We start from the raw sequence: 17,748 nt of genomic DNA, 5'->3' as shown, positions 1-17,748 counted from the left end.
AGATTTTTGGTCACAGGTTGATCGAAACATGATTCGCAGAATCGCAGCGTTATCGCTCTTCGCCGCGTTGAGCGGAGGCGTCATCCCTGTCTCAGCGGAGCCTGTAAAGCAGCTGCTCCAGAGCCTTCCTCCCAGCCTGGGATCCAATGCCGAGCTGATGTTCAGTGCCAATCCACTGGGGCAACTGGCGCTCAACAGCCGCCATCAGAACACCACGCTGGAAGCGCTGCTGGCAAAGATCCGTGCCGATCTCACCAAAGCCGGTTACTGCGAAGAACCGATTCGCACCAATGTCACCCGGGGAACGTTTTCAGCCACCTGGGCACCGCCAAAAGGAACCGTTGTTGATGGCACACAGCAGGGCAAATACGCAGTGCTGGCCACACAGGCCGTGATGCTGGATCCATCTGTGGTCAACCTGAATGTGAGCTTCAGGGAAGTGCTCGGCGGGAATCAGGCCGTGATCACCGAGTGTTATGGCGAATCGTCTGGCAGCTCGAGCGATTCCAATTCGAATAGCAATTCTTCTGAGCCCAAAACACAGTCCAAGCCATCGGCACCGTCCATCAAGATCAAACTGTTCTGAGCCGAAAGATCTGACCTTCCAGCACCCGGCGAGACGGTCTCGCTGCAAGTGCTGGAGATCAGCTGCTAGATCCAGGTGCCTCTGCTCGGAAGACAGTCCGATTCGGTGGGCCATCGGCACAACGCGTAACGCCTGGATCGATTGCAATAGCTGTCAAGAACCCAGTTTCTTCATCTCGCTTTGGATCTCATCCTCGGTGATTGGCTTTGGTCGGTGGTTGTAGGAAATGGCTTGCCAGATCAAGGCCAGCCCCCAGAAAGCAATCGACCAAATTGGCCAGAAATCACCACGACCTGACAGTGCCCAGATCACCACAAGCGTGATGTTGGTAATGGCATAAATCCTGAGCTGCCTCTCTAATCCCCTTCGGTGCTTAAGGCTTGCCAGGGCAGCTTCTCTGAGTTCTTGGTCGTTCATCGATTGGATCACCCATGTATTGACAGCTTTAGCAACGGCCAGATGCCTCCTCGTGATCGAATTTGTCTGCAAACCCCGCAAGCGAGTTGCTGATGTCCAATCTGCAGATAATGGTTTCGATCATTCGAAGCAATCTCTTTAGCGAGACGAGTTCTGGGGCATAGCTTGTTGAGACATTGGCTCGGTCTTTGGTACCGAGATGTCTTTCTTCAGATTGTGCACTGACCAATACGTCACAGCAGCAGTAGCCACGATGAAAAGGGCCACTGCAGCTCGAATCATGTGGTGCGTGATGTCTTCGGGATGCCGGGCCTTTTTTTGATCCATTAACAGCAATCAGTCCCAACATCTTTGGAACGAATTGGTGCTGGATGATGCGATTGCTTGAATTCCTCCTTAATTGCCAGGGCCACTGCCCTCATGGCTTCGCACCTTTTGTTGAGCTGTTCACAACCTTCCCAGCGCCAGCTCCAGCCCATCAATCACTGAGGCCAGGAAGGGCAGATCGAGCGTCTCGATCGTGTCGCTCATCTGGTGATAGTGCGGGTTTCGCATGAACGAGGTGTCTGTCACCATCAGGGCGTTGTAGCCCTGATCCCAGAAGGGGCTGTGGTCGCTGCGGCGTACAGCGGGCACATCGATGCCTGCGCGCGGCACCGGTAGAGCTTTGCTTTTCACGTGTCGCCCCATGGCATGGGTGAGCCTGGAGAGCATCAAGCCAGCGCGGGCATTCGCCACCAAGGCAATGAAATCGCCGCGGTTGCCGTAGAGCCTGTCCATGGCGGGGTGGGGGTAGCTCTGCTGGTCGCTGGTGTAGGCGAGCATTTCCAGACTCACCATCAGCTTGAGCCGTTGCCGATCGGCCTTGAGTTGCTCGGCCAGCACGGTGCTGCCGATCAGGCCCCATTCCTCCAGATCAAAGGCCACCAGCCACACAGGTCGCCGGGGTGGTGTAATGCTCCAGCGCCTGCCCAGTTCCAGCAGGGCAGCAACGGCACTGGCGTTGTCATCGGCGCCGATCGATTGCAGCGGCCCGTCGTAATGGGCGCCCACCAGCAGCGGCCGGCGCCTGGGGTTGCGGCCGGGAAGTTTCAGAATCAGATTCACGCCCTCATGGCTGCCGCGCCTGAAGCTGTGTTCCTCCACATCCCCGAGTGTGGCGAGCTGTTCGCGCAAATAACTGCGCACGGCCATCAGACCCACCGGATCCCAGCTGGTATGGCGAGGAACGGCGATGGCATTCAGGTCCTTTTGACAGGCGGGAGAGAGCAGTGCCATTCCCCCAGTCTGATCTGCTTGCTTGGCCGGCACCCAGGCAGGAAAAGCCTCACCCGACGCCATTTCAATCTCAAGCAGCGCCTTGAGATCTTCCAGGGGGACAACCGTCTGCTGCGGGTGCGGAGATCTCCACTGCAGTCGTTCAAGCAGCTGGCGTGTTCATCGCACAGATACCTCGCAACCAAGCAAATACGACCTACGCGCCATCAGCTGATCACCTGGGGCTAACGCGAAGCCTTTTAACTTCGCAGGATCTAATGAAGATCAAAGGGATGTCCGATCCGACTCAGCCATCGGTCTGGCCGGCCATGCTGCCCACATTTCTGTTCTTCGGCGGACTGGCGTCCGCAGCTCTGCTGACCCAGCTGATCGCTTAGCTGCATCGGCCCATGTGCTGCAAAGCACTGGCTGGAGTGAGGTTCTGTGAATTCTGGGCCGCGTTCCCACGGATCACAGCGAAACTTTCCGGCATGCCGAACTGGGACCAGGTCACCCATGAACCACCGCTGCAGGCCGGCAGGGATGGCTGGCTGGTGAATGGTGATGAGCAGCTGCTGGTGAGGTTCAGCAATGGCCGCTCCACCGCTCATGGTCAGTGGGTGATCCTGAGCACCTATCGCTGGGTGAGGCCTCACCCCCCGGAGCCGCAGAGCCAGAGACGGATGCTGCAGCACAACGCCATCGAGGCCTGGCAGAACATGCAGAAGGTCGGCTGGCGGCGCTGCCGTCCACCGGTGCGCTGAGGCTGTTTTGCAAACGCAAGACGCGTGACAGCGATTTGCCGGGGTTTACTGATCTGCGGGTTGCCATTGAACGGCGAGCCGGTTTGATCCTGGGCAACAGGGCTTTGCCCATGGACCGCGCTCAGAATCTCGCCGGACTTGCCTCCATCGCAGTGGCCAGACAATCCATGGGCGAAGCCAAATGGCAAACCATGGAGAACATGCGCCGGGCTGCCTACATCCATCGCATCGTCGACTGCATGCTCACGGGCCAGGTTGCACGTCTTCCCGATACCTATCGGATCAACCCGGTGTGATCCAGCCATCAGTGCTCAGGCTTCCAGGCTTATCCAATCGGTGGGAGGAGCTGCCACGACCACTGGATCAACCAGGCAATGGCCAGCGAGTGCAGCACGTAAGGGAACTGGTCGCTGAGCTTGGGGAACTGACGCCGGGCTGAACCATCACTGCTGTCTCCAGCCGGGCCTTGGCTCAAGGCAAGGTGGGCGCCCCAGTTCAGCACCAACCAGGCAGAGAGCCACTCCACGAACAGGTATTGATCGAGTCCGAACATCCCCACTGCGCCCTCTGTGATGCAGGGGAACTCTCGCAAAGTTGCGATGACCGGACTTCACCGGGCGTGAACAAGGGGGGATGACAACGCTGCTGCCGTCGTTATGAGGTTGCGGAGCTCTGATCAAGTCAGCTTGACGTTCACAGGCTGCTCACAACAGGAGCCAGCAGCATCGCCAGCCCAGCAGCGCCTAGGGACACCAGCCAGGCCAACAACCGCTTGCGCACGGCGACCGGTCGCGGATCAAGCCCCGTGAGGATCACAACGCTGGCATTGCCGAAAAGCCGAATGGCCACTGTGATCAGGGCCAGAGTTAGCAGCCTTGCTTCCATGCTGATCCGCTGCTTGTGCCCCTGAATGACTTCCTGCCATCTGTAGCCAGGGGAGTGAATCAAGGCTTCGCCATCGCCCTTTGCGCGCTGGCTGAGTTCCGACTAGCCCGGTGCTGAATCGTTCAGCACCGGTCCCACCTAGGCGACCAATCGACCATCAGATTGGACTCACAACCTGGCAACAGCTGCCTGAAAAGCCTTGCATCACCTGAAGCACCAGCACAGGTGAAATGCATCCCCACCACTGAATCATTTGCGGGTGTCCATACGTCCTGGCGCTGTCCCACCAGCGCCCGAACGACCAATCAGCCACCTCTGACTCATTGGACCTCAAAACTGCCACCTCAGCGGGGTCCGTCAATGTGTCGCCGACATCCTTTGACCAATGAATATTGGCCGTTGTTGCTGTTCAATCCCGCTGAGCAGTGCATCAAAACGGGTGACTCTGCTCCTATCCGACCTGCCCGAGAAGGTCCTGAAACCGAACCTTCCAGGACGGCTGTCCCCTCTCCCAAGCGTCATCGAAGGGGCATAGACCGATCAGGTCCCACTCGGAGACAGCCATGACAACTGCAACTCTTCTGGCTGATGAGCGCTACTGGCAAGACCTTGCCGCTGCCCAGATGCGCCTTGAACACCTGGCAAAAGCTGAACGCCTGAACGGACGTCTGGCCATGCTCGGTTTTGTTGCTCTGATCGGCAGCGAAGCCCTGCTCCATCAAGGACTGCTGATGGCGCTGGGTTTTTGATCCGATCTCATCTGCCTGGCTTTGTTTTCGTTCCTCAGCGGCTCTTGATTGTTAGCGATAGCAACGATCGGTGGCGAGAGGTTGCCGGTCGTTAGTTAGTTGATTAAAGAACAATATGACTCAAATACAGACAAGCGCTCATCAGCGGGTGCTTTTTTTTGATCAAATCAAGGCGGTGATGATCGCACTTGTGGTCGTGGTCCATGTCACTCTGCTCTTTCTCCCTGGAGGGGCATTCATGGGATTGAGCTTCGCTGGACGGATTCAGCCAGGCTGGTTGACTGGAGTTGATTTCGCGATTGTAGATCTGTCGAATACTTTTTTTATGTGCATGTTGTTTTTGATATCTGGTTATTTTGTGCCGCGCTCAGTAGCCAAAAAAGGTGTTGCCGATTATCTTAAGGGTCGATTGAGAAGACTTGGAATTCCGTTTTTATTCGGATTGCTGGTAATTAACAACCTGTCTTATTTGGTGAGTCAATGGTTCCAAACGGGCCTTTTGCGTGGAATACCTCTTGCAGACTATCCATTGAATCATCTTGGAGTTTTGTGGTTTCTGGTCGTTCTGTTTAGCTTCGATTTGTTGTATTGCGGCTGGGTGAAGATCTTTGGTGATTGTTTCAGGATTGATGACACCATCCCGCCGCCAGGACTGTTCCCCTGGCTTGTCAGTGCAGGGATCTTGGCTGTCATCGAGGTGTTGATGGCTATGCAAGGTAATTTTTGGTTGAAATTGATGAACTCACCGCTAGATGGCCTTGGTGCCCAGGGACCTCATATTTTTACCTATGCCTTTCTCTTTTTCCTTGGTTGCAAGTCGGCATCTCATCAATGGCTTGAGCGTCTTGATGCCCATTTGGTGGTGAAATGGTTTCGTCTTTCAATCTTTCTATCTTTGCTTTTGCTGGGTCTTTGCGCCGTATTGGCGATGAATGGACATCTCAAAGACGAAGCAATTGGTGTCGCTCGGCTCCTTGCTTTTATGAACACATTTATTGGCTGGGGTGTCATGGGATATTTGCTGCTTTGGTTCCAGCGTCATCAGCAGTCTTGTGGTCAGTGGTTGGCCACTGCAGGAGTGGACAGTTTTGCTGTTTATATCATTCATCCACTTATTGTCGTTGTTGTTATGGGTCTTATTTCGCTAACCGAATGGCCTAATTTTGCTGCTTTGGTTTTGGGTGGTGTCGCATCCGTGCTTGTAAGTTTTGGCTTGAGTCATCAGCTCAGACGAGTGCCTCTCTTAGCCAGGGTGATTTGATTGGGTCTCTCCATCAGGTTCAGTCCAATTCAGGGCATTGAATGTTTCTTGTTTGGTGGTCGCAGGGCTGGCTTTTGTGCGCCTCAGCCAAGCTCCAGGCAGGCCAGCCCGTACACCTCATCCTGCTGCCTAGACGGCATCACGCCGCGGTACATCCGCAGCGTGCGGCCAACGGCCTTGAAACCAAGCTTCTCAAGCAGCGGCGCGGCTAGGGCATTGCCACCCGGTGAATCCATGATCACTAATCCCTGTCTGGCAACGAGCAGATCCATGATCAACAGCTCGGCCAGTTCAGGGGAATCCGCCAGTAAGGGTCCGATGCGCCAGCCCGTTGTGTTTTTCAGCAGGCATGGCCGGATTCGGGCAAAACCATGGCACTCCTGCTGACTGTCAATCAGTGCCGTGACAACACCGGCTGGGTGATGCAGCCAATCAGACAGAAAGTGCGGTCTGGGGTTGAGTTCACGATCAGCGTCATAGATCTGAACCTTGGGTTCAGGGATGTCATCGCCATGAATCAATCTGAGCCCTCTCGGCCGTTCCAGTGATCTGATCTGATGAGGAAGAGAGTCAAGCTCAAGCTGCCAACGCGTCGTTGTGGAAGCCGGTTGAAACCCCCAGTTTGAGTAATCATCAATCCTGTTTTCTGCTGCTTCGAGACCAACGCAGCTCACGTCATGGAGGTGGTCAAGTGCTTCTCGCCAGAGCCTCACTCCGTAGCCTCGGCCTCTCTGATCGGGGCGCACGATGTAGAGCCCGATAAAACCGTAGGCATGGTTGTAGCGGATGCCTGCGATGCATCCGACCGGATCTTCACCCAGGCATCCGGTCCAAATGCCCTGACGGTCGGTCTGGCGGTAAATCCCGATATCTCCCGCCCCGGGGGCAAATCCTTCACTTCGCGCCCAGTCGTTGATCACCGGAATGTCAACGGGTTGGACCGGGCGAATCGTGAATTCAGGGTTCATAGCCTCAGCCTGAACCGACCACCCTGGTGCTGCAAGCAGGCTTCATGGCTGCTTCAGATTGTCGCAAATGATCAACGATTCATGGTTGATTGATTCCTCGGATCTGTCTGTCGTTGGTGATTGATTTGGCCTGTCTTTTGGCGATCGAAACACAGTGTGAGCGTCCAGATTCGAAACGCAGAAGCAGTGACCTGGTGCAGGGTCCCAGTTCACCACTTCAGTTTGATTTGGCCTCCGTTCGGGCCGTCAAAGGTGATGCTGCCTGATTTATTGCGTGGCTCGTAATAAGGCCCCCAATTCACAGGTCTGTGGCCCGTCCACCAGGGACCATTGCGAACGCAACGACCTTGGCCGGCGTAGTGATAGCCAATCGCACAAACGAAATGGTCTTTCCGATGTTTTGGCTTGCAATAACCAGAACCCAGCATCGGTCCTGTCTGAACCCAGTGAGCGCCAGGTCCACAGTTTTGTGCGGCCTGGGCTGGCATCACGCCAACAGTGAATCCCTGGGCAATGGCAAACAAGGCGATGGCAGGTGATCTCAGTGAAAGCATTTGGATGACCCAGGTTTCCACAGATTGAACATGGCAACAGGGTTTGTCAGCTGTTCTGCTGGATGTTCAGAGCTGTTAACTCCAGTCCCGGGAGATGCTGCGGAAGAGCTGCAGTCAGCGATCCATCCCGACTGGCGGTCACCGGCGCAGATCAGTTCTGTTTGTCCAGGCATTGCAGCTGCAGCATCGATGATCACGTCAGGACAAGCATCGATGACAGATGGCTGAAAAATAATTTTAATCCAACCAATAGATTGATCGCAATTGCGTATCAAGAAGTGAGTTGGCTTTTTGGCTTTTGGCTAAAATCATCAAAAGATTGAATTCAAATGCTGAGCATTCTGCCTTCCTATTATCTTGTTTTTCTTGGATTGGGCCTTGCCTCTGTGGTTGTTGTTTTATTCACGGCTTTCAGCGAGACCTCAAAGCATGAAATGAGCCGCCGCCGTCGGTAGGGGGACTGGGGGTTCGCTGTCGTCGCCTTGGCGATTTGCTTGTTGTCTGAAGTCCTTGTCAGTTCGCTCGGGACCGCTGCTGTTACTGCCTGCTGGGTGAATAATCTTATTTATTGTGGTCTGTGAAGTGTTTGACAAGAAGCGACTTTGAAAATTGTCGGAAGCTACCCGATCTGAATTGAATTGCCGCCCAATGCTGCATTAAAAGTGTCGGAAGTGTCGGGCAATACTTGATTTATGAGCAGTGCTATAGCATTTATCTAGTGATTATTAATCTTATGCAAAACCAAATTGAAAGCAGTGCAATTGAGGAGCTGCCGGCTGAGTCTGTCAGTGTGGTGAGCCCTGCTGCATTGATCCTGCTGGGATTGATTGCCGTTGCCGGGCTGTGGAGTTTTTCGTTGCTTCTGGAATATCTGATGCCTGATTGATGTCTGCCAGGTTTCAGTTGCCACCTTCGCCAAAATTATACGAAGGTGTGGTGTCTTGTCTCTTTATTTTTATGCCTTCAATATTCTGATTGGAAATTGATTTTAATTCAGTATCTGTGAAATCAAACCCCATAGTGCTGGCGATGGAGGCGATCTCGTTTGCAGTCGCGAAGCTTGAAACCTTGTCGTACAGAGTCTTGTCGGCTCGCATGGCAACTAAAAATCTTTTTAATTCTTCCATCGACATATGTTGCTGGCAGATTGGATAAATGTACTCGGTTTTATCGTTTTGATTGATCAGATGATTGCCATGGAAACCCTCAATGGCACATCTGTTGGATGTCTTGGCAGTGATGTCTTCAATCCCCTGGAGGGGCATCGTCCTCAGGCGATCTCTGGAACAGGAAAGCTTTGACCGATGGCTCGACGACCGAGCCTCGTCTTGTCGCCAACGATCCATTGCGCAAAGGTGTTGCTGTTCGGTCCCGGCCAGTAGAGGTAGGTCTCGGTGAAGGGGTAGTTGTACGGGGAGGATTCAATCTTCTCCGCGATGCTGATTGCCTCATCCCCAACCCATTGCTCGATGAATCGTGATGGACCGTTGCCAACACCTTGGTAGGGAGACAGAAGGTTCTTGTGCAGATGCCCCCAGCAGGAATCGTTCTGGCGCGCGAATTGCCAGACTTCCCAGCGATCACAAGTTTCATGATCGCTGGCTTCAACGTCGCGAATCACCAGCAGCCAAAAATGATCTGCAATCCATCCAGGCAGACCTGGAATTTTGGCGGCCCTGAGCTCAACCTTCAGCATGGGTTGATCAAAGCAAAGATCGAGGTTTACAGATCGTTGGCCTGCTGCTTCTGCTTCCTGAGTTGAGCTTTCTTGATCTTCTCCTGCACTTCGTAATTGGTTGTGCGCGTGAAGGAATAAAAGAGAACCACAACAATCGCTGCCAGCCCGAGGCCGAGCGCCACCAGATAATACGGAGGGATCAGGCTCAGCAAGGTTGACTCAAGAATTGCGAAACTCTAGCTGCCTCGAGAGGCTTCAACGGCACTTGCTCTGAACTCAACCTGTATGGCTCAAGCCGCCTGCTCGTTGTTCAGCATTAATTCGATGGAACACTCGTCGTTGAACAGATGCAGTGCTCCATCGCGCCTGATGTACTCATAATCCTCTGGCTCACCACTCACGTCTTCCGACTTCAGAACCTGCTCCAGCTCGTCAAGAGATAAGTCTTTCCAGTGGAGTTTTTCTGGGCTCACTGATGGTTTGCTTGGAGCAGCACTTTAAGGGATGGGCCATGGGGTCGCTTCGCTTGGCCTTAACAGCAGAAAAGGCAGGGCTGATTAGCAACCCTGCCTTGCATCGACTAAGTGGTGATTGGCTTTGTTAGCCCGATCACTCTTCGCCTTCTTCCTCACCGCCCACAGGAATCAGGCGGATCGCCTTTTTACCCAGCTTGATCTCGAACTCATCGCCAGGAGCAAGATCCAGCATGGCTGTGTAGGCCTTGCCAACCAGGAGATTGCCGTTGCCTTGCACTTTGGCGGTGTAGCTCAGTTTGCGACCACCTTTGCCCATGCCGGCAGAACCGCCACCGAGTTCGATTCCTTTGGCATTCAGCAGTGCCTCGTAGAAGGCAGTGAAGTTCACACGGTCAGAGCCGTCTTTCTTCTTGGAGACATACCCACAGGCAGTTGCCAAATCAGTTTTAGAGACATCTCCTAGTTCTTTGACCTTGGCAAGCAGATCGGCACCAGTGAGCATTTCAGGTAGAAGAATTCGTCATTCATATTTATACCCTGCCGCCCATGAATAACAAGTCTTGAGCTCGTCGGGCTCTCAACCTTTCGTGGATCTCATCGGTTGCGGATGTAGCAGATGAACTCGCAGAGTCCTGCCTCATGCTGGTAAGGAATTGGCCTTTTCGATGCAAGCGTCCCTCTCAGTGAGCTTCTCCCCAGCTCTCTGCAATGTTGCAATCTGCCTCCAGGGGAATGTCACCCAGGTATTGCTTCTGAAGCTTTTCTGAGGTCATCGAGGCCAAGGCCACGGCTTTCACCTCGTCCACCAGATCCCTTGGAACCTCGAGAAGAATCTCATCGTGAATCAGGCCAACGATGTGAACACCTGCGAAGCGATCCAGTGCTGGCCAGAGGTCACCAAGGGCAGCGGCGAGCAGATCACGACCAGAACCCTGAACAGGGAAATTGATCCCGTTGGTGCGTCCCAGCGGTTGCATCGCTCTGATGCCATCCGGGCCTGCCTGCTGACTGCGGAATGTCATCCGTCTCCCCGCAATGCTGCGCACTTCGGTGACGCTTCTGTTGGAGAACCTGTCCATCTCCAGGCTCATTTGTGGGTGCAGGCGATGCCAGGCGTCGTAGACCTTCTGGGCTTCAGTCTCCGTGACCTGCTCACCGCGAGCACGGGAGAGCAATTTGCGAACACCCGAGAGCCCACAGCCGTAGGCCAGGGCGAAATTGGCACGTTTGCCGATCGTCGAGCGTTCCGGATCCGCTTTGGTGATCTCGCGTCCGCAGGCCTGACTGGCGATGTAGGCATGCGGGTCAATGCCATCCAGCAGGATCCTGCGCTGACCATCGTCGTTGTAAAGCTGCGGGCTGGCCTGGAGCCGGATCTCAATCGATGACCAGTCGAGGTCCATCAGCACGCTGTCGGGATTGCCGGTGCCCAGGGCTTTTTTGCGATCGCCAGTGATGCCCTGGAAATTGAACCCGCATTGCCCAAGCTTCACGGCCTTGGGTTCGCCTTGTCTTTGGCCTGTTTTGAACCGCTCGGTATCGGAGGGAACCTGACTGCTGGTTTCGCGGATCAGAGCGCTTGTGCTCATGCGGCCGGTGCTGGCACCAATGATCCGGTAGTGGGGGCGGACGCGGCCATCCGTGAGCTGGGCTTCCTCGAGCAGCCAGTTCACCTCTTTCAGCTCCTGATCCAGCGCCTTCAGCTGGAGCAACGTCTCGATGACGGGATCGGGACGGTAGGTGTTCAGAGTCCGGTCTTTGGTGTTTTCAACGGGCTCTCCCAGGTGAACACTCAGAGCCTCCTGAAGTTTGTCCGGGCTTCTGTAATTCTCAATTCCGAGCGTCTTCTGCACCTCAGCCGCCAAGCGTTGCCGTTCGCTGAGAGCACGTGTTCTGGAGTCGCGTGCTGCTTCGATATCAACCGCCAGCCCTCGCACCTGACCATCGGCGCAGGCACTGATCATTGAGCAATCGAGCCGATGCACTGCGACCTGTTGCGTGGCCACCAGCTGTTGATGGAGTTCACGCCCCAAAGGCAGCACGATTTCGGCATCCAGAGCCGCATAGCGCAGCTGGCTGGCGCTGAGGGCATTCCCCCAGTCGCTGGTCTGTTCGCTCTTGTCGAGCTCACGCTTCAGGTAGTGCGCAGATGCGGCGGCCAGGCTGTTGCTCGGTAAGTCGCCGATGATCTGACAGGCCAGCATCGTGTCCCACCACTGGCACAGCGGCCTGATCCCAGCAGCGATCAGAAAGGTGGCTTCAAACAGAAGGTTGTGGCCCACCAGCCTGCGCTCCGGGTTGCGCGCCAGCCTGCGCAGCCAGTCGATGGCGGCTTGGCCGATCACCGCCACATCGACCACCAGCGTGCTGTTGCTGTCAGCCGTCGTGAGCTGAGCCAGACGGATTTCGCCACCCAGAGACGGGCTGAGGCTGGCTTTATGACGCCACAGATCAGTGCGGCGGTTGAACGTTTCCAGATCAAACCCAATGGACAGTGCCATCGAATCAGGATCGGGTAGATCAACCGCGTTACCGATGTATTCGATTCCGGTGGGAGCCCTCCCGCAGAAAGGCACCGGGCAAGCCGGTTGGATGGCTTCGCTTCCTGGGAATAGCAGTTGCTGATCGAACAACGGCTTTGACTTGCTCCAGGCAGTCTCGGCGGTTTCAGGCGATTGCGGCGTGCCTGACCACGCTGGTTGCCTCGATCGGGCTCAGTTCCTGACCGGGCAGGCGCAGGCGTCCATCTGCAGCTCGCGGGTCACAGCTGCCACGCCATCCATGTCGCGGAAGGCGCGATACATGGCCAGCTGCTTGTTCAGGTCCTGGCAACGGTTGCTGTTGGCTTTCATGAGCCCAACTCCAACGGTGGTGATGTCGTCATGCTGGCCAGCCGAAATCCCTGCGTCGGTGACAACGGCTACCGAGACCCGATCGATGTGTTGCTCAGCTGTGATGGGCAGCTGTGATGCGGGTCAGTCAGATGAAAAAAACCTGTGAATCTGCTCTCACCCAACCCGCCTGGAAAGATCCTGAAACCGTACCTCTGAGGTCGGCTGTCCCCTCTGCTCCCTGCAGTGCGACAGGCATAGAACGAAAAGGTCCTTCCCGGAGACACCCATGACAGCAGTTCTGCTTCAGTGCGCCTGCCCCGGCTGTACCTGCGCCGTTGAGGAATCCACCGCCATGCGGCGTGGCAATCAGCTCTTCTGCTCGCAAGCCTGCGCCAATGGTCATACCAACAGGGAGCCATGCCATGACCATGAGCCCTGTGGTTGCAACTGTGCCGGTTGATCTCCTTGATGTACGTCTGCGTCAACAACACTTGCACCTGAATCCATGACTGACACCACCCAACGCCGCTTCGGCTTCGTCAACTTCGCTGAAACATGGAATGGCCGTCTTGCCATGCTTGGCTTCGTGATTGGCCTTGGCACCGAACTGCTCACCGGCCAGGGCATCCTCAATCAGCTCGGATTCTGAGCCTGACTGGCCTGGGCAAAGGTTGGCTTATCACGCCCCAGGCCTGACCGTGTGTTCGGCCCGGGGCGGATTTCACTGTCACGATCGAGCCCAGGAATGGCGATCGTTGGATTCAGCCAATCAACGTCTCACTCAAGTGAGGCTTTTGCCGTCTCTGCACCATGACCAACCATCGCTTGTCGGTTGAGCAGAAATTCAATCTCGAATCTGCGTTTCGCGAGATTGATGCCTGTGAGGACATTGAGCAGTTGCGTCAGCTCACCAAACAGATCATCACGGCGCAGGAAAACGAGAAGGCTTTTGCCCGCGAAGCGATTGTGCAGATCAGACGCGAGGCTGAAGCCAGCGCCGCTCGCCGTTTTGGGTTCGCTTAGAGCAGGAGTCAACTGATGTCACCAGTTCAAACGACGAACCGCTACCTGGTGCGCTACCGGGATCTCAGCGGAGCCACGCTCGAAGGTTGCGTCTATGCCTCTGATGCGATGGAGGCCAGGGATCTGGCCCGTGAATTCACTGCCGAACTGCGGCAACGCCCGAACCTGATCAGCGCGATTCTCAGAATTGCCTGACGACAACGTCTGTAGGGATTCGTTCAGGCTTGATGGCGCTGTTGAAGCACCTGGACCTCCTGGTTCAGCTGCGCGTTGAGCTTCTCGAGGTGGCAGACCTCGTGCTCGAGCATCTGCATGTACTTGGCGATTGAGGGGTCCGTGCCGCGCAGACTTTTGCGTGCCTGCTTCTGCAGCTCTGGGTCAACGTTCATTCAATCAGCGTGATTGGCTGTGAACCCTACGGAGCATCGCCATGCTGATGCGGGCTGTGAAATCAGGCTGGAGTTGGCTTAGATGGGAGATCTTTTTCAGCTTGGTGTGACCTTCGGGAGATTTCTGGCGTTGTTCGCCCTGGGCCTCATCGCCGCTGTCTGGCTGCAGTGGTCATGGCTCTACTGGCTGCTTGCTGCGGCTGCACTCTGGGCGCTGTACAAGCTGGTCCGAGCCTGAAGCTGGGCATCGGTGTTTGGTGGAGCCAGCGCACAGCAAAGCCCCGCGTTGAGCGGGGCTTTGGGTTGTTGTGAGTGGATCAGGCTTCGAGCTTGGCGGGCTTGGCGTCACCTTCTCTGAGCTCGGCGTCGATGATCATCACGGCAGCAGGGTTGCCTACGGCGAACTTGACGCGACCCAGCAGATAAGCGGCTTCGTGCTCAGAAAGGCGCTGATCATCAACGATGGGATCAAGGAACACCGAGGTGCGGCGGTCGAGATCCTGTTCAGCGGTGCCGTAGAGCTGCAGAACGGAAGCGGTGACATCAGCTTCCATGCGGAAGACATTGGCGATCACCTGCTCGACATCAGGCCATTGCTGACGAGGCGGTTCAACGGTGTCGAGAACAGGCCGTTGACCTCTGGAGATCAGGTAATCGGCGAACTTGGCAGCGTGTTGCTCTTCCTGTTTGGCCTCATCGCGGAGATGCTCGGCAAAGCCGACCAGCTCGCGTTCAGCAAACCAGATGGCAGCAGCGAAATAGGCAGCAGCGGACTGACGCTCAAGGTTGAGGTGAGCCTGCATGAGATCGAGCATCTCGGCGGACATGGGCTCGGCCATGGCCCGGCCTGCAGGACCGACGGGAATCGTGATGGCGGCTTGAGCGGTAGCTGAATTTGTCATGTCGAACCTCTTGGAGGGATGAATCAGTTCTACATCACAAAAGAGCGAAAGATAAGGGTAAAAACCGAACATTAAGGGATCAAAATATGCTTTTGAGAATCACATTCAGTAGTCGTAAATATGCACTTGAGAATCACAGTCAGGAGTGCAAATCTGCTGATGAGAATCAGTTTCGTTTGTGTGCCCAGTTCGCTCTGCGCTGCCCGCCAGGCGGCTTTTATGGTTAATGTTGCGCAATGTTAAGGGCGTTTCGCTTGCCCTTCCGTCTCACTGCCGCATTCATGACCTACCCCTTCGGCGCTGCCAGAACCGAGTTGGAGAAAGCCTTTGCGCTTCCTTCCGTGCCGCCGGCTGCTGAGCTTGAGCCGGCCTCCCGCGTCCGCGAGCTCAGCGAGTCCGACCGGGCAGTGGCTCTGTTTGAGCATCCCGATCACTGATCTGACCGTTCAATGGACTGCGGCCTGCTCGACCAGCTCACCTCTGAGGACATCGATCGCGTGATCGAAATGGCCTGGGAAGATCGCACCACGTTCGAAGCCATCGAATTCCAGTTCGGCCTGTCTGAAGCTGCAGTGATCGCTCTGATGCGTTCTCAGCTCAAGTCAGGCTCTTTTCGCGCCTGGCGCAAGCGAGTGACTGGCCGGCGTACCAAGCACGGCAGCACCAGCTCGTCCGATCGTTTCCGAGCGGCTTGCCACAAGTGAGATGACAACGTCCCGATCCCACTCCAGGCCAAGCGTCTTGATCACTGGAGCGTCCAGTGGCATTGGCCTGGCGACAGCTCACCGGTTGCTCGACCGTGGTTGGCGAGTTTTCGCTGCTGCGCGTCGGCTTGAGGCGATGGAGTCCTTGCGCTGTCGCGGCGCTGAGGTGTTGCCGCTTGATCTCGCTGATCAGGCGTCCTGCCGGCAGCTGGCCGACGCTGTCAGCGGCCAGGTTGGTGCTTTGGATGCCTTGGTGAACAACGCCGGTTATGGGGAGACGGGTCCGGTGGAGACCATGCCGATCGAGCGTGCCCGAGCGATGTTTGAAGTGAATGTGTTTGGGTTGATCGGTCTCACTCAGATGCTGCTGCCGCCCATGCGTGAACGGCGTCGCGGCCGCATCGTGAATCTGTCATCGATTGCCGGCCGTTTTGTCACTCCCGGTGCTGGCTGGTATGGCGCCAGTAAGCATGCGCTGGAGGGCATCAGTGATGCTCTGCGTCTGGAGCTGCATCGCTTCGGGGTGCAGGTGGTGCTGGTGGAACCTGGGTTGATCCGCACCGGCTTCGAAGCGGTGAGTGAGGCTTCCTTGCAGCAGCAGTCGACCGATCCGGTGTGGGGGGCGATGATGCGTCGTGTTGCAGCCAGCTGGGCTGAGGGTTTTCGCCGAGGTTCATCGCCGGAGCTAGTGGCCAGCACCATCGTCTCGGCTCTGGAGACGTCCAGTCCCAAACCTCGCTACCGCTGCGGCAGCGAGTCGGAAGTGCTGGTGTTGCAGCGGTTCATCCCCACCCAGCTGTGGGATGCACTGGTGCGCCAGCGCATGATCGGTTAGCGGCATCCAGGCTCTGCAGCGCCTGCCACTGAGGGATCAAGGCGCGTGGAATGGGTCTGGGTTGATAGTCTCGTGGGTCAACCGGGCCATGGCGTAACACCGCATTCACCACGGTTGCAGCCTGGTCACCCCGAACGATGGCGGCATGCGGAATTCTTGGCGGAATGCGGACCCAGGTTCGATCCTTTTGCTTCAAGCGAATGAACTGAAACTGGCGATTCTGAAGAATCACCAGATCCAGGCTGCCGCTCAGAACCATCAACTGGTCGGTTTGGTGGCGATGACAGAACAACTCGGCGTGTCGGTTGGGCGTCACGTCCGCGACCAGCGTTTCATGGCTGATGAGGGGATCACTGAAAAAGGCGATTCCTGTGTCTAGACCAGCGTATCGAATGATTTCAATTGATTGTTGATTCGCCATGATATTTGCATTGATTCTGCATATCATCGCGACTCAATCATTGGGGCTGATGTGTGCATGAATACCCATTCAGCCTGTTGTCAGCGATTGGTCATTCGCTGATTGAGCGTTTCAAACAATGGCTGGTTCCAGCATCGATGGTGACATCAGCTTGAAGCCGGAATCCTTGATCTTTTGGTTCGAAACACGGGCATTCATGCTGCGTTCGCTCGCTGAGCTGGAGTGGCTCCAGAGCACGGGAGGCAGGCCATCTTGATCGCAGATCAGAGTGGAGAGTTCCCGGCGACTCAGCTGCATGTCGTCGACCAGGTTGTAGATGCCTGTCAGTTTCTGTTCGCTTGCGAACTGCACACCTCTGGCGATGTCGACAAGACTGCTCCAGGCATTAATGGCATTGCCGTTCTTGGGCACCTGCTGGCCCGCGGCTTCGCGAATCATGCCCACCATGTCGCGGCCGGGTCCATAGATCCCGCCCAGCCTCAGCACACAGATCGAGGTATCAGGGCGGTCAATGTCGAGCATCAGTTCCTCCGCTGCCGCGAGCATGCTGTTCACCGGAGAGCTGGAGTCCACCGCTGAGTGCTCCCACACCTCTTCTCCCTGCCGGTCTCCGTAGACACTGACGCTGCTGATGTAGGTGATGTGCAGGGGTTGTGTGCTGGTTCTGCGCCGCAGTGCGCCAGCCAGGTTGCGCATGCCGCGGGCGAAAACATCGCTGTAGCCATCGTTCTGTCTGGTGGGTGCCACGCTGATCAGCAGGCCCTGCAGATCGGCAAGGAAGGAAAGGTCCGGATCGGGGTCAGTGATGTCGAGCTGGCGCACGTCATCCATCAGTCGCCGCAATTCGCGCACGTTCTCTACTGAGCGTGTAGTGGCAGTCACGGGCTGTCCGGCCCTTTTCATGCGCATGGCCACGGCGGTGCCAACGTATCCGCTGCCGATTACTCCGTATCCGTTGGCCATGTTTGCTGTTCATGTCAACCCCTTTTAACGGATCTTGACCTGTCACTGTTGCAGCGACGCCGACCGTTTGGCCGTTCTGTTT

31 protein-coding genes are annotated in these 17,748 nt (G+C 56.0%); 15 read left to right on the top strand and 16 right to left on the bottom strand.

Going from position 1 to position 17,748, the window contains the following annotated elements:
* Nucleotides 1–28 precede the first annotated feature (28 nt).
* On the top strand, nucleotides 29–586 hold the full coding sequence (locus SynMITS9220_RS08110; protein ID WP_186988491.1) for a hypothetical protein: 558 nt from the start codon (nucleotides 29–31) through the stop codon (nucleotides 584–586).
* A gap of 153 nt (nucleotides 587–739) precedes the next feature.
* Here SynMITS9220_RS08110 and SynMITS9220_RS08105 read toward each other — a convergent pair whose 3' ends face one another.
* Both SynMITS9220_RS08105 and SynMITS9220_RS08100 read right to left on the bottom strand, forming a co-directional pair.
* Complete coding sequence (locus tag SynMITS9220_RS08105) at nucleotides 740–1,003, bottom strand: 2TM domain-containing protein (protein ID WP_186988490.1); 264 nt, start codon at nucleotides 1,001–1,003, stop codon at nucleotides 740–742.
* 447 nt (nucleotides 1,004–1,450) lie between these two features.
* Nucleotides 1,451–2,281: a M28 family peptidase gene (locus tag SynMITS9220_RS08100; RefSeq protein ID WP_186988488.1), complete on the bottom strand. Its 831-nt coding sequence runs from the start codon at nucleotides 2,279–2,281 to the stop codon at nucleotides 1,451–1,453.
* Nucleotides 2,282–2,751: 470 nt separating this feature from the next.
* Between SynMITS9220_RS08100 and SynMITS9220_RS08095 the strand changes: the two genes are divergently transcribed.
* Nucleotides 2,752–3,024, top strand: coding sequence for a DUF1651 domain-containing protein (locus SynMITS9220_RS08095; RefSeq protein ID WP_115126857.1), 273 nt, complete (start codon nucleotides 2,752–2,754; stop codon nucleotides 3,022–3,024).
* 110 nt (nucleotides 3,025–3,134) lie between these two features.
* Entirely contained in the window at nucleotides 3,135–3,320 is a 186-nt protein-coding gene (locus SynMITS9220_RS08090; protein ID WP_156485105.1) for a hypothetical protein, read from the top strand.
* A gap of 29 nt (nucleotides 3,321–3,349) precedes the next feature.
* Here the strand turns inward: SynMITS9220_RS08090 and SynMITS9220_RS08085 are convergent, their stop codons facing one another.
* Together SynMITS9220_RS08085 and SynMITS9220_RS08080 are read right to left on the bottom strand one after the other, a co-directional pair.
* A complete protein-coding gene (locus tag SynMITS9220_RS08085; RefSeq protein ID WP_186988486.1) occupies nucleotides 3,350–3,616 on the bottom strand; it encodes a hypothetical protein in 267 nt (88 codons plus the stop codon).
* 101 nt (nucleotides 3,617–3,717) lie between these two features.
* Nucleotides 3,718–3,972 (bottom strand): hypothetical protein, encoded by a 255-nt coding sequence (locus SynMITS9220_RS08080; protein ID WP_186988484.1) that lies wholly within the window; start codon nucleotides 3,970–3,972, stop codon nucleotides 3,718–3,720.
* A 500-nt stretch (nucleotides 3,973–4,472) separates the two neighbouring features.
* Between SynMITS9220_RS08080 and SynMITS9220_RS08075 the strand changes: the two genes are divergently transcribed.
* A complete protein-coding gene (locus SynMITS9220_RS08075) occupies nucleotides 4,473–4,658 on the top strand; it encodes a chlorophyll a/b-binding protein (RefSeq protein WP_186988482.1) in 186 nt (61 codons plus the stop codon).
* Nucleotides 4,659–4,773: 115 nt separating this feature from the next.
* Nucleotides 4,774–5,919, top strand: coding sequence for an acyltransferase (locus SynMITS9220_RS08070; RefSeq protein WP_186988480.1), 1,146 nt, complete (start codon nucleotides 4,774–4,776; stop codon nucleotides 5,917–5,919).
* A gap of 83 nt (nucleotides 5,920–6,002) precedes the next feature.
* Here the strand turns inward: SynMITS9220_RS08070 and SynMITS9220_RS08065 are convergent, their stop codons facing one another.
* A complete protein-coding gene (locus SynMITS9220_RS08065; RefSeq protein WP_186988478.1) occupies nucleotides 6,003–6,887 on the bottom strand; it encodes a GNAT family N-acetyltransferase in 885 nt (294 codons plus the stop codon).
* Between the two features lie 209 nt (nucleotides 6,888–7,096).
* Nucleotides 7,097–7,441: a hypothetical protein gene (locus SynMITS9220_RS08060; RefSeq protein ID WP_186988476.1), complete on the bottom strand. Its 345-nt coding sequence runs from the start codon at nucleotides 7,439–7,441 to the stop codon at nucleotides 7,097–7,099.
* 733 nt (nucleotides 7,442–8,174) lie between these two features.
* Between SynMITS9220_RS08060 and SynMITS9220_RS08055 the strand changes: the two genes are divergently transcribed.
* Entirely contained in the window at nucleotides 8,175–8,327 is a 153-nt protein-coding gene (locus SynMITS9220_RS08055; RefSeq protein WP_186988474.1) for a hypothetical protein, read from the top strand.
* Nucleotides 8,328–8,340: 13 nt separating this feature from the next.
* On the opposite strand, the gene SynMITS9220_RS13380 is transcribed toward SynMITS9220_RS08055, so the two are convergent.
* From SynMITS9220_RS13380 to SynMITS9220_RS08025, 6 genes are all read right to left on the bottom strand, one after another.
* A complete protein-coding gene (locus tag SynMITS9220_RS13380; protein ID WP_255482987.1) occupies nucleotides 8,341–8,706 on the bottom strand; it encodes a Nif11-like leader peptide family natural product precursor in 366 nt (121 codons plus the stop codon).
* 5 nt (nucleotides 8,707–8,711) lie between these two features.
* The gene (locus SynMITS9220_RS08045; RefSeq protein WP_186988472.1) at nucleotides 8,712–9,137 is read right to left on the bottom strand and encodes a DUF3750 domain-containing protein; all 426 of its coding nucleotides are present in this window, start codon (nucleotides 9,135–9,137) and stop codon (nucleotides 8,712–8,714) included.
* Between the two features lie 26 nt (nucleotides 9,138–9,163).
* On the bottom strand, nucleotides 9,164–9,331 hold the full coding sequence (locus tag SynMITS9220_RS08040; RefSeq protein ID WP_186988470.1) for a hypothetical protein: 168 nt from the start codon (nucleotides 9,329–9,331) through the stop codon (nucleotides 9,164–9,166).
* A 78-nt stretch (nucleotides 9,332–9,409) separates the two neighbouring features.
* Nucleotides 9,410–9,592: a hypothetical protein gene (locus SynMITS9220_RS08035; protein WP_186988468.1), complete on the bottom strand. Its 183-nt coding sequence runs from the start codon at nucleotides 9,590–9,592 to the stop codon at nucleotides 9,410–9,412.
* Nucleotides 9,593–9,728: 136 nt separating this feature from the next.
* Nucleotides 9,729–10,097, bottom strand: a complete 369-nt coding sequence (locus tag SynMITS9220_RS08030) for an AbrB family transcriptional regulator (RefSeq protein WP_067093102.1) — start codon at nucleotides 10,095–10,097, stop codon at nucleotides 9,729–9,731.
* A gap of 178 nt (nucleotides 10,098–10,275) precedes the next feature.
* Nucleotides 10,276–12,228 (bottom strand): DNA polymerase, encoded by a 1,953-nt coding sequence (locus tag SynMITS9220_RS08025; RefSeq protein ID WP_186988466.1) that lies wholly within the window; start codon nucleotides 12,226–12,228, stop codon nucleotides 10,276–10,278.
* Between the two features lie 66 nt (nucleotides 12,229–12,294).
* On the opposite strand from SynMITS9220_RS08025, the gene SynMITS9220_RS08020 reads away from it, so the two are divergent.
* The 5 genes from SynMITS9220_RS08020 (at nucleotide 12,295) to SynMITS9220_RS08000 (ending at nucleotide 13,647) form a co-directional block, all read left to right on the top strand.
* Nucleotides 12,295–12,564 carry a hypothetical protein gene (locus tag SynMITS9220_RS08020; RefSeq protein ID WP_186988464.1) on the top strand — a complete coding sequence of 90 codons (270 nt, stop codon included), beginning with the start codon at nucleotides 12,295–12,297 and terminating at the stop codon, nucleotides 12,562–12,564.
* A gap of 151 nt (nucleotides 12,565–12,715) precedes the next feature.
* On the top strand, nucleotides 12,716–12,889 hold the full coding sequence (locus SynMITS9220_RS08015) for a conjugal transfer protein TrbI (protein WP_186988462.1): 174 nt from the start codon (nucleotides 12,716–12,718) through the stop codon (nucleotides 12,887–12,889).
* Between the two features lie 45 nt (nucleotides 12,890–12,934).
* A complete protein-coding gene (locus tag SynMITS9220_RS08010) occupies nucleotides 12,935–13,078 on the top strand; it encodes a chlorophyll a/b-binding protein (RefSeq protein ID WP_066907841.1) in 144 nt (47 codons plus the stop codon).
* Between the two features lie 161 nt (nucleotides 13,079–13,239).
* Complete coding sequence (locus SynMITS9220_RS08005) at nucleotides 13,240–13,452, top strand: hypothetical protein (RefSeq protein ID WP_115126753.1); 213 nt, start codon at nucleotides 13,240–13,242, stop codon at nucleotides 13,450–13,452.
* A gap of 15 nt (nucleotides 13,453–13,467) precedes the next feature.
* Nucleotides 13,468–13,647, top strand: a complete 180-nt coding sequence (locus SynMITS9220_RS08000; protein ID WP_170951874.1) for a hypothetical protein — start codon at nucleotides 13,468–13,470, stop codon at nucleotides 13,645–13,647.
* A gap of 23 nt (nucleotides 13,648–13,670) precedes the next feature.
* On the opposite strand, the gene SynMITS9220_RS07995 is transcribed toward SynMITS9220_RS08000, so the two are convergent.
* Nucleotides 13,671–13,841, bottom strand: a complete 171-nt coding sequence (locus tag SynMITS9220_RS07995; protein ID WP_186988460.1) for a hypothetical protein — start codon at nucleotides 13,839–13,841, stop codon at nucleotides 13,671–13,673.
* A gap of 82 nt (nucleotides 13,842–13,923) precedes the next feature.
* On the opposite strand from SynMITS9220_RS07995, the gene SynMITS9220_RS07990 reads away from it, so the two are divergent.
* On the top strand, nucleotides 13,924–14,079 hold the full coding sequence (locus SynMITS9220_RS07990) for a hypothetical protein (RefSeq protein ID WP_170951863.1): 156 nt from the start codon (nucleotides 13,924–13,926) through the stop codon (nucleotides 14,077–14,079).
* 79 nt (nucleotides 14,080–14,158) lie between these two features.
* Here the strand turns inward: SynMITS9220_RS07990 and SynMITS9220_RS07985 are convergent, their stop codons facing one another.
* Entirely contained in the window at nucleotides 14,159–14,743 is a 585-nt protein-coding gene (locus SynMITS9220_RS07985; protein ID WP_186988458.1) for a ferritin, read from the bottom strand.
* 281 nt (nucleotides 14,744–15,024) lie between these two features.
* On the opposite strand from SynMITS9220_RS07985, the gene SynMITS9220_RS07980 reads away from it, so the two are divergent.
* From SynMITS9220_RS07980 to SynMITS9220_RS07970, 3 genes are read left to right on the top strand one after another with little or no spacing between them, the layout of a single operon-like run.
* The gene (locus tag SynMITS9220_RS07980; RefSeq protein ID WP_186988456.1) at nucleotides 15,025–15,180 is read left to right on the top strand and encodes a hypothetical protein; all 156 of its coding nucleotides are present in this window, start codon (nucleotides 15,025–15,027) and stop codon (nucleotides 15,178–15,180) included.
* 12 nt (nucleotides 15,181–15,192) lie between these two features.
* Complete coding sequence (locus SynMITS9220_RS07975) at nucleotides 15,193–15,447, top strand: TIGR03643 family protein (RefSeq protein WP_186988454.1); 255 nt, start codon at nucleotides 15,193–15,195, stop codon at nucleotides 15,445–15,447.
* Between the two features lies 1 nt (nucleotide 15,448).
* Nucleotides 15,449–16,282, top strand: coding sequence for an SDR family NAD(P)-dependent oxidoreductase (locus SynMITS9220_RS07970; RefSeq protein WP_186988452.1), 834 nt, complete (start codon nucleotides 15,449–15,451; stop codon nucleotides 16,280–16,282).
* Here SynMITS9220_RS07970 and SynMITS9220_RS07965 read toward each other — a convergent pair.
* Nucleotides 16,230–16,703, bottom strand: a complete 474-nt coding sequence (locus SynMITS9220_RS07965; RefSeq protein ID WP_186988450.1) for a cupin domain-containing protein — start codon at nucleotides 16,701–16,703, stop codon at nucleotides 16,230–16,232. The two genes, SynMITS9220_RS07970 and SynMITS9220_RS07965, sit on opposite strands and share 53 nt — an antisense overlap.
* 111 nt (nucleotides 16,704–16,814) lie before the next feature.
* The gene (locus SynMITS9220_RS07960; RefSeq protein WP_186988448.1) at nucleotides 16,815–17,666 is read right to left on the bottom strand and encodes an NAD-dependent epimerase/dehydratase family protein; all 852 of its coding nucleotides are present in this window, start codon (nucleotides 17,664–17,666) and stop codon (nucleotides 16,815–16,817) included.
* Between the last annotated feature and the right edge of the window lie 82 nt (nucleotides 17,667–17,748).

The sequence above is a fragment of the Synechococcus sp. MIT S9220 genome (genome assembly GCF_014304815.1).
Taxonomy (GTDB): Bacteria; Cyanobacteriota; Cyanobacteriia; order PCC-6307; family Cyanobiaceae; genus Synechococcus_C.
This window is presented reverse-complemented; position numbering and strand designations above follow the sequence as displayed.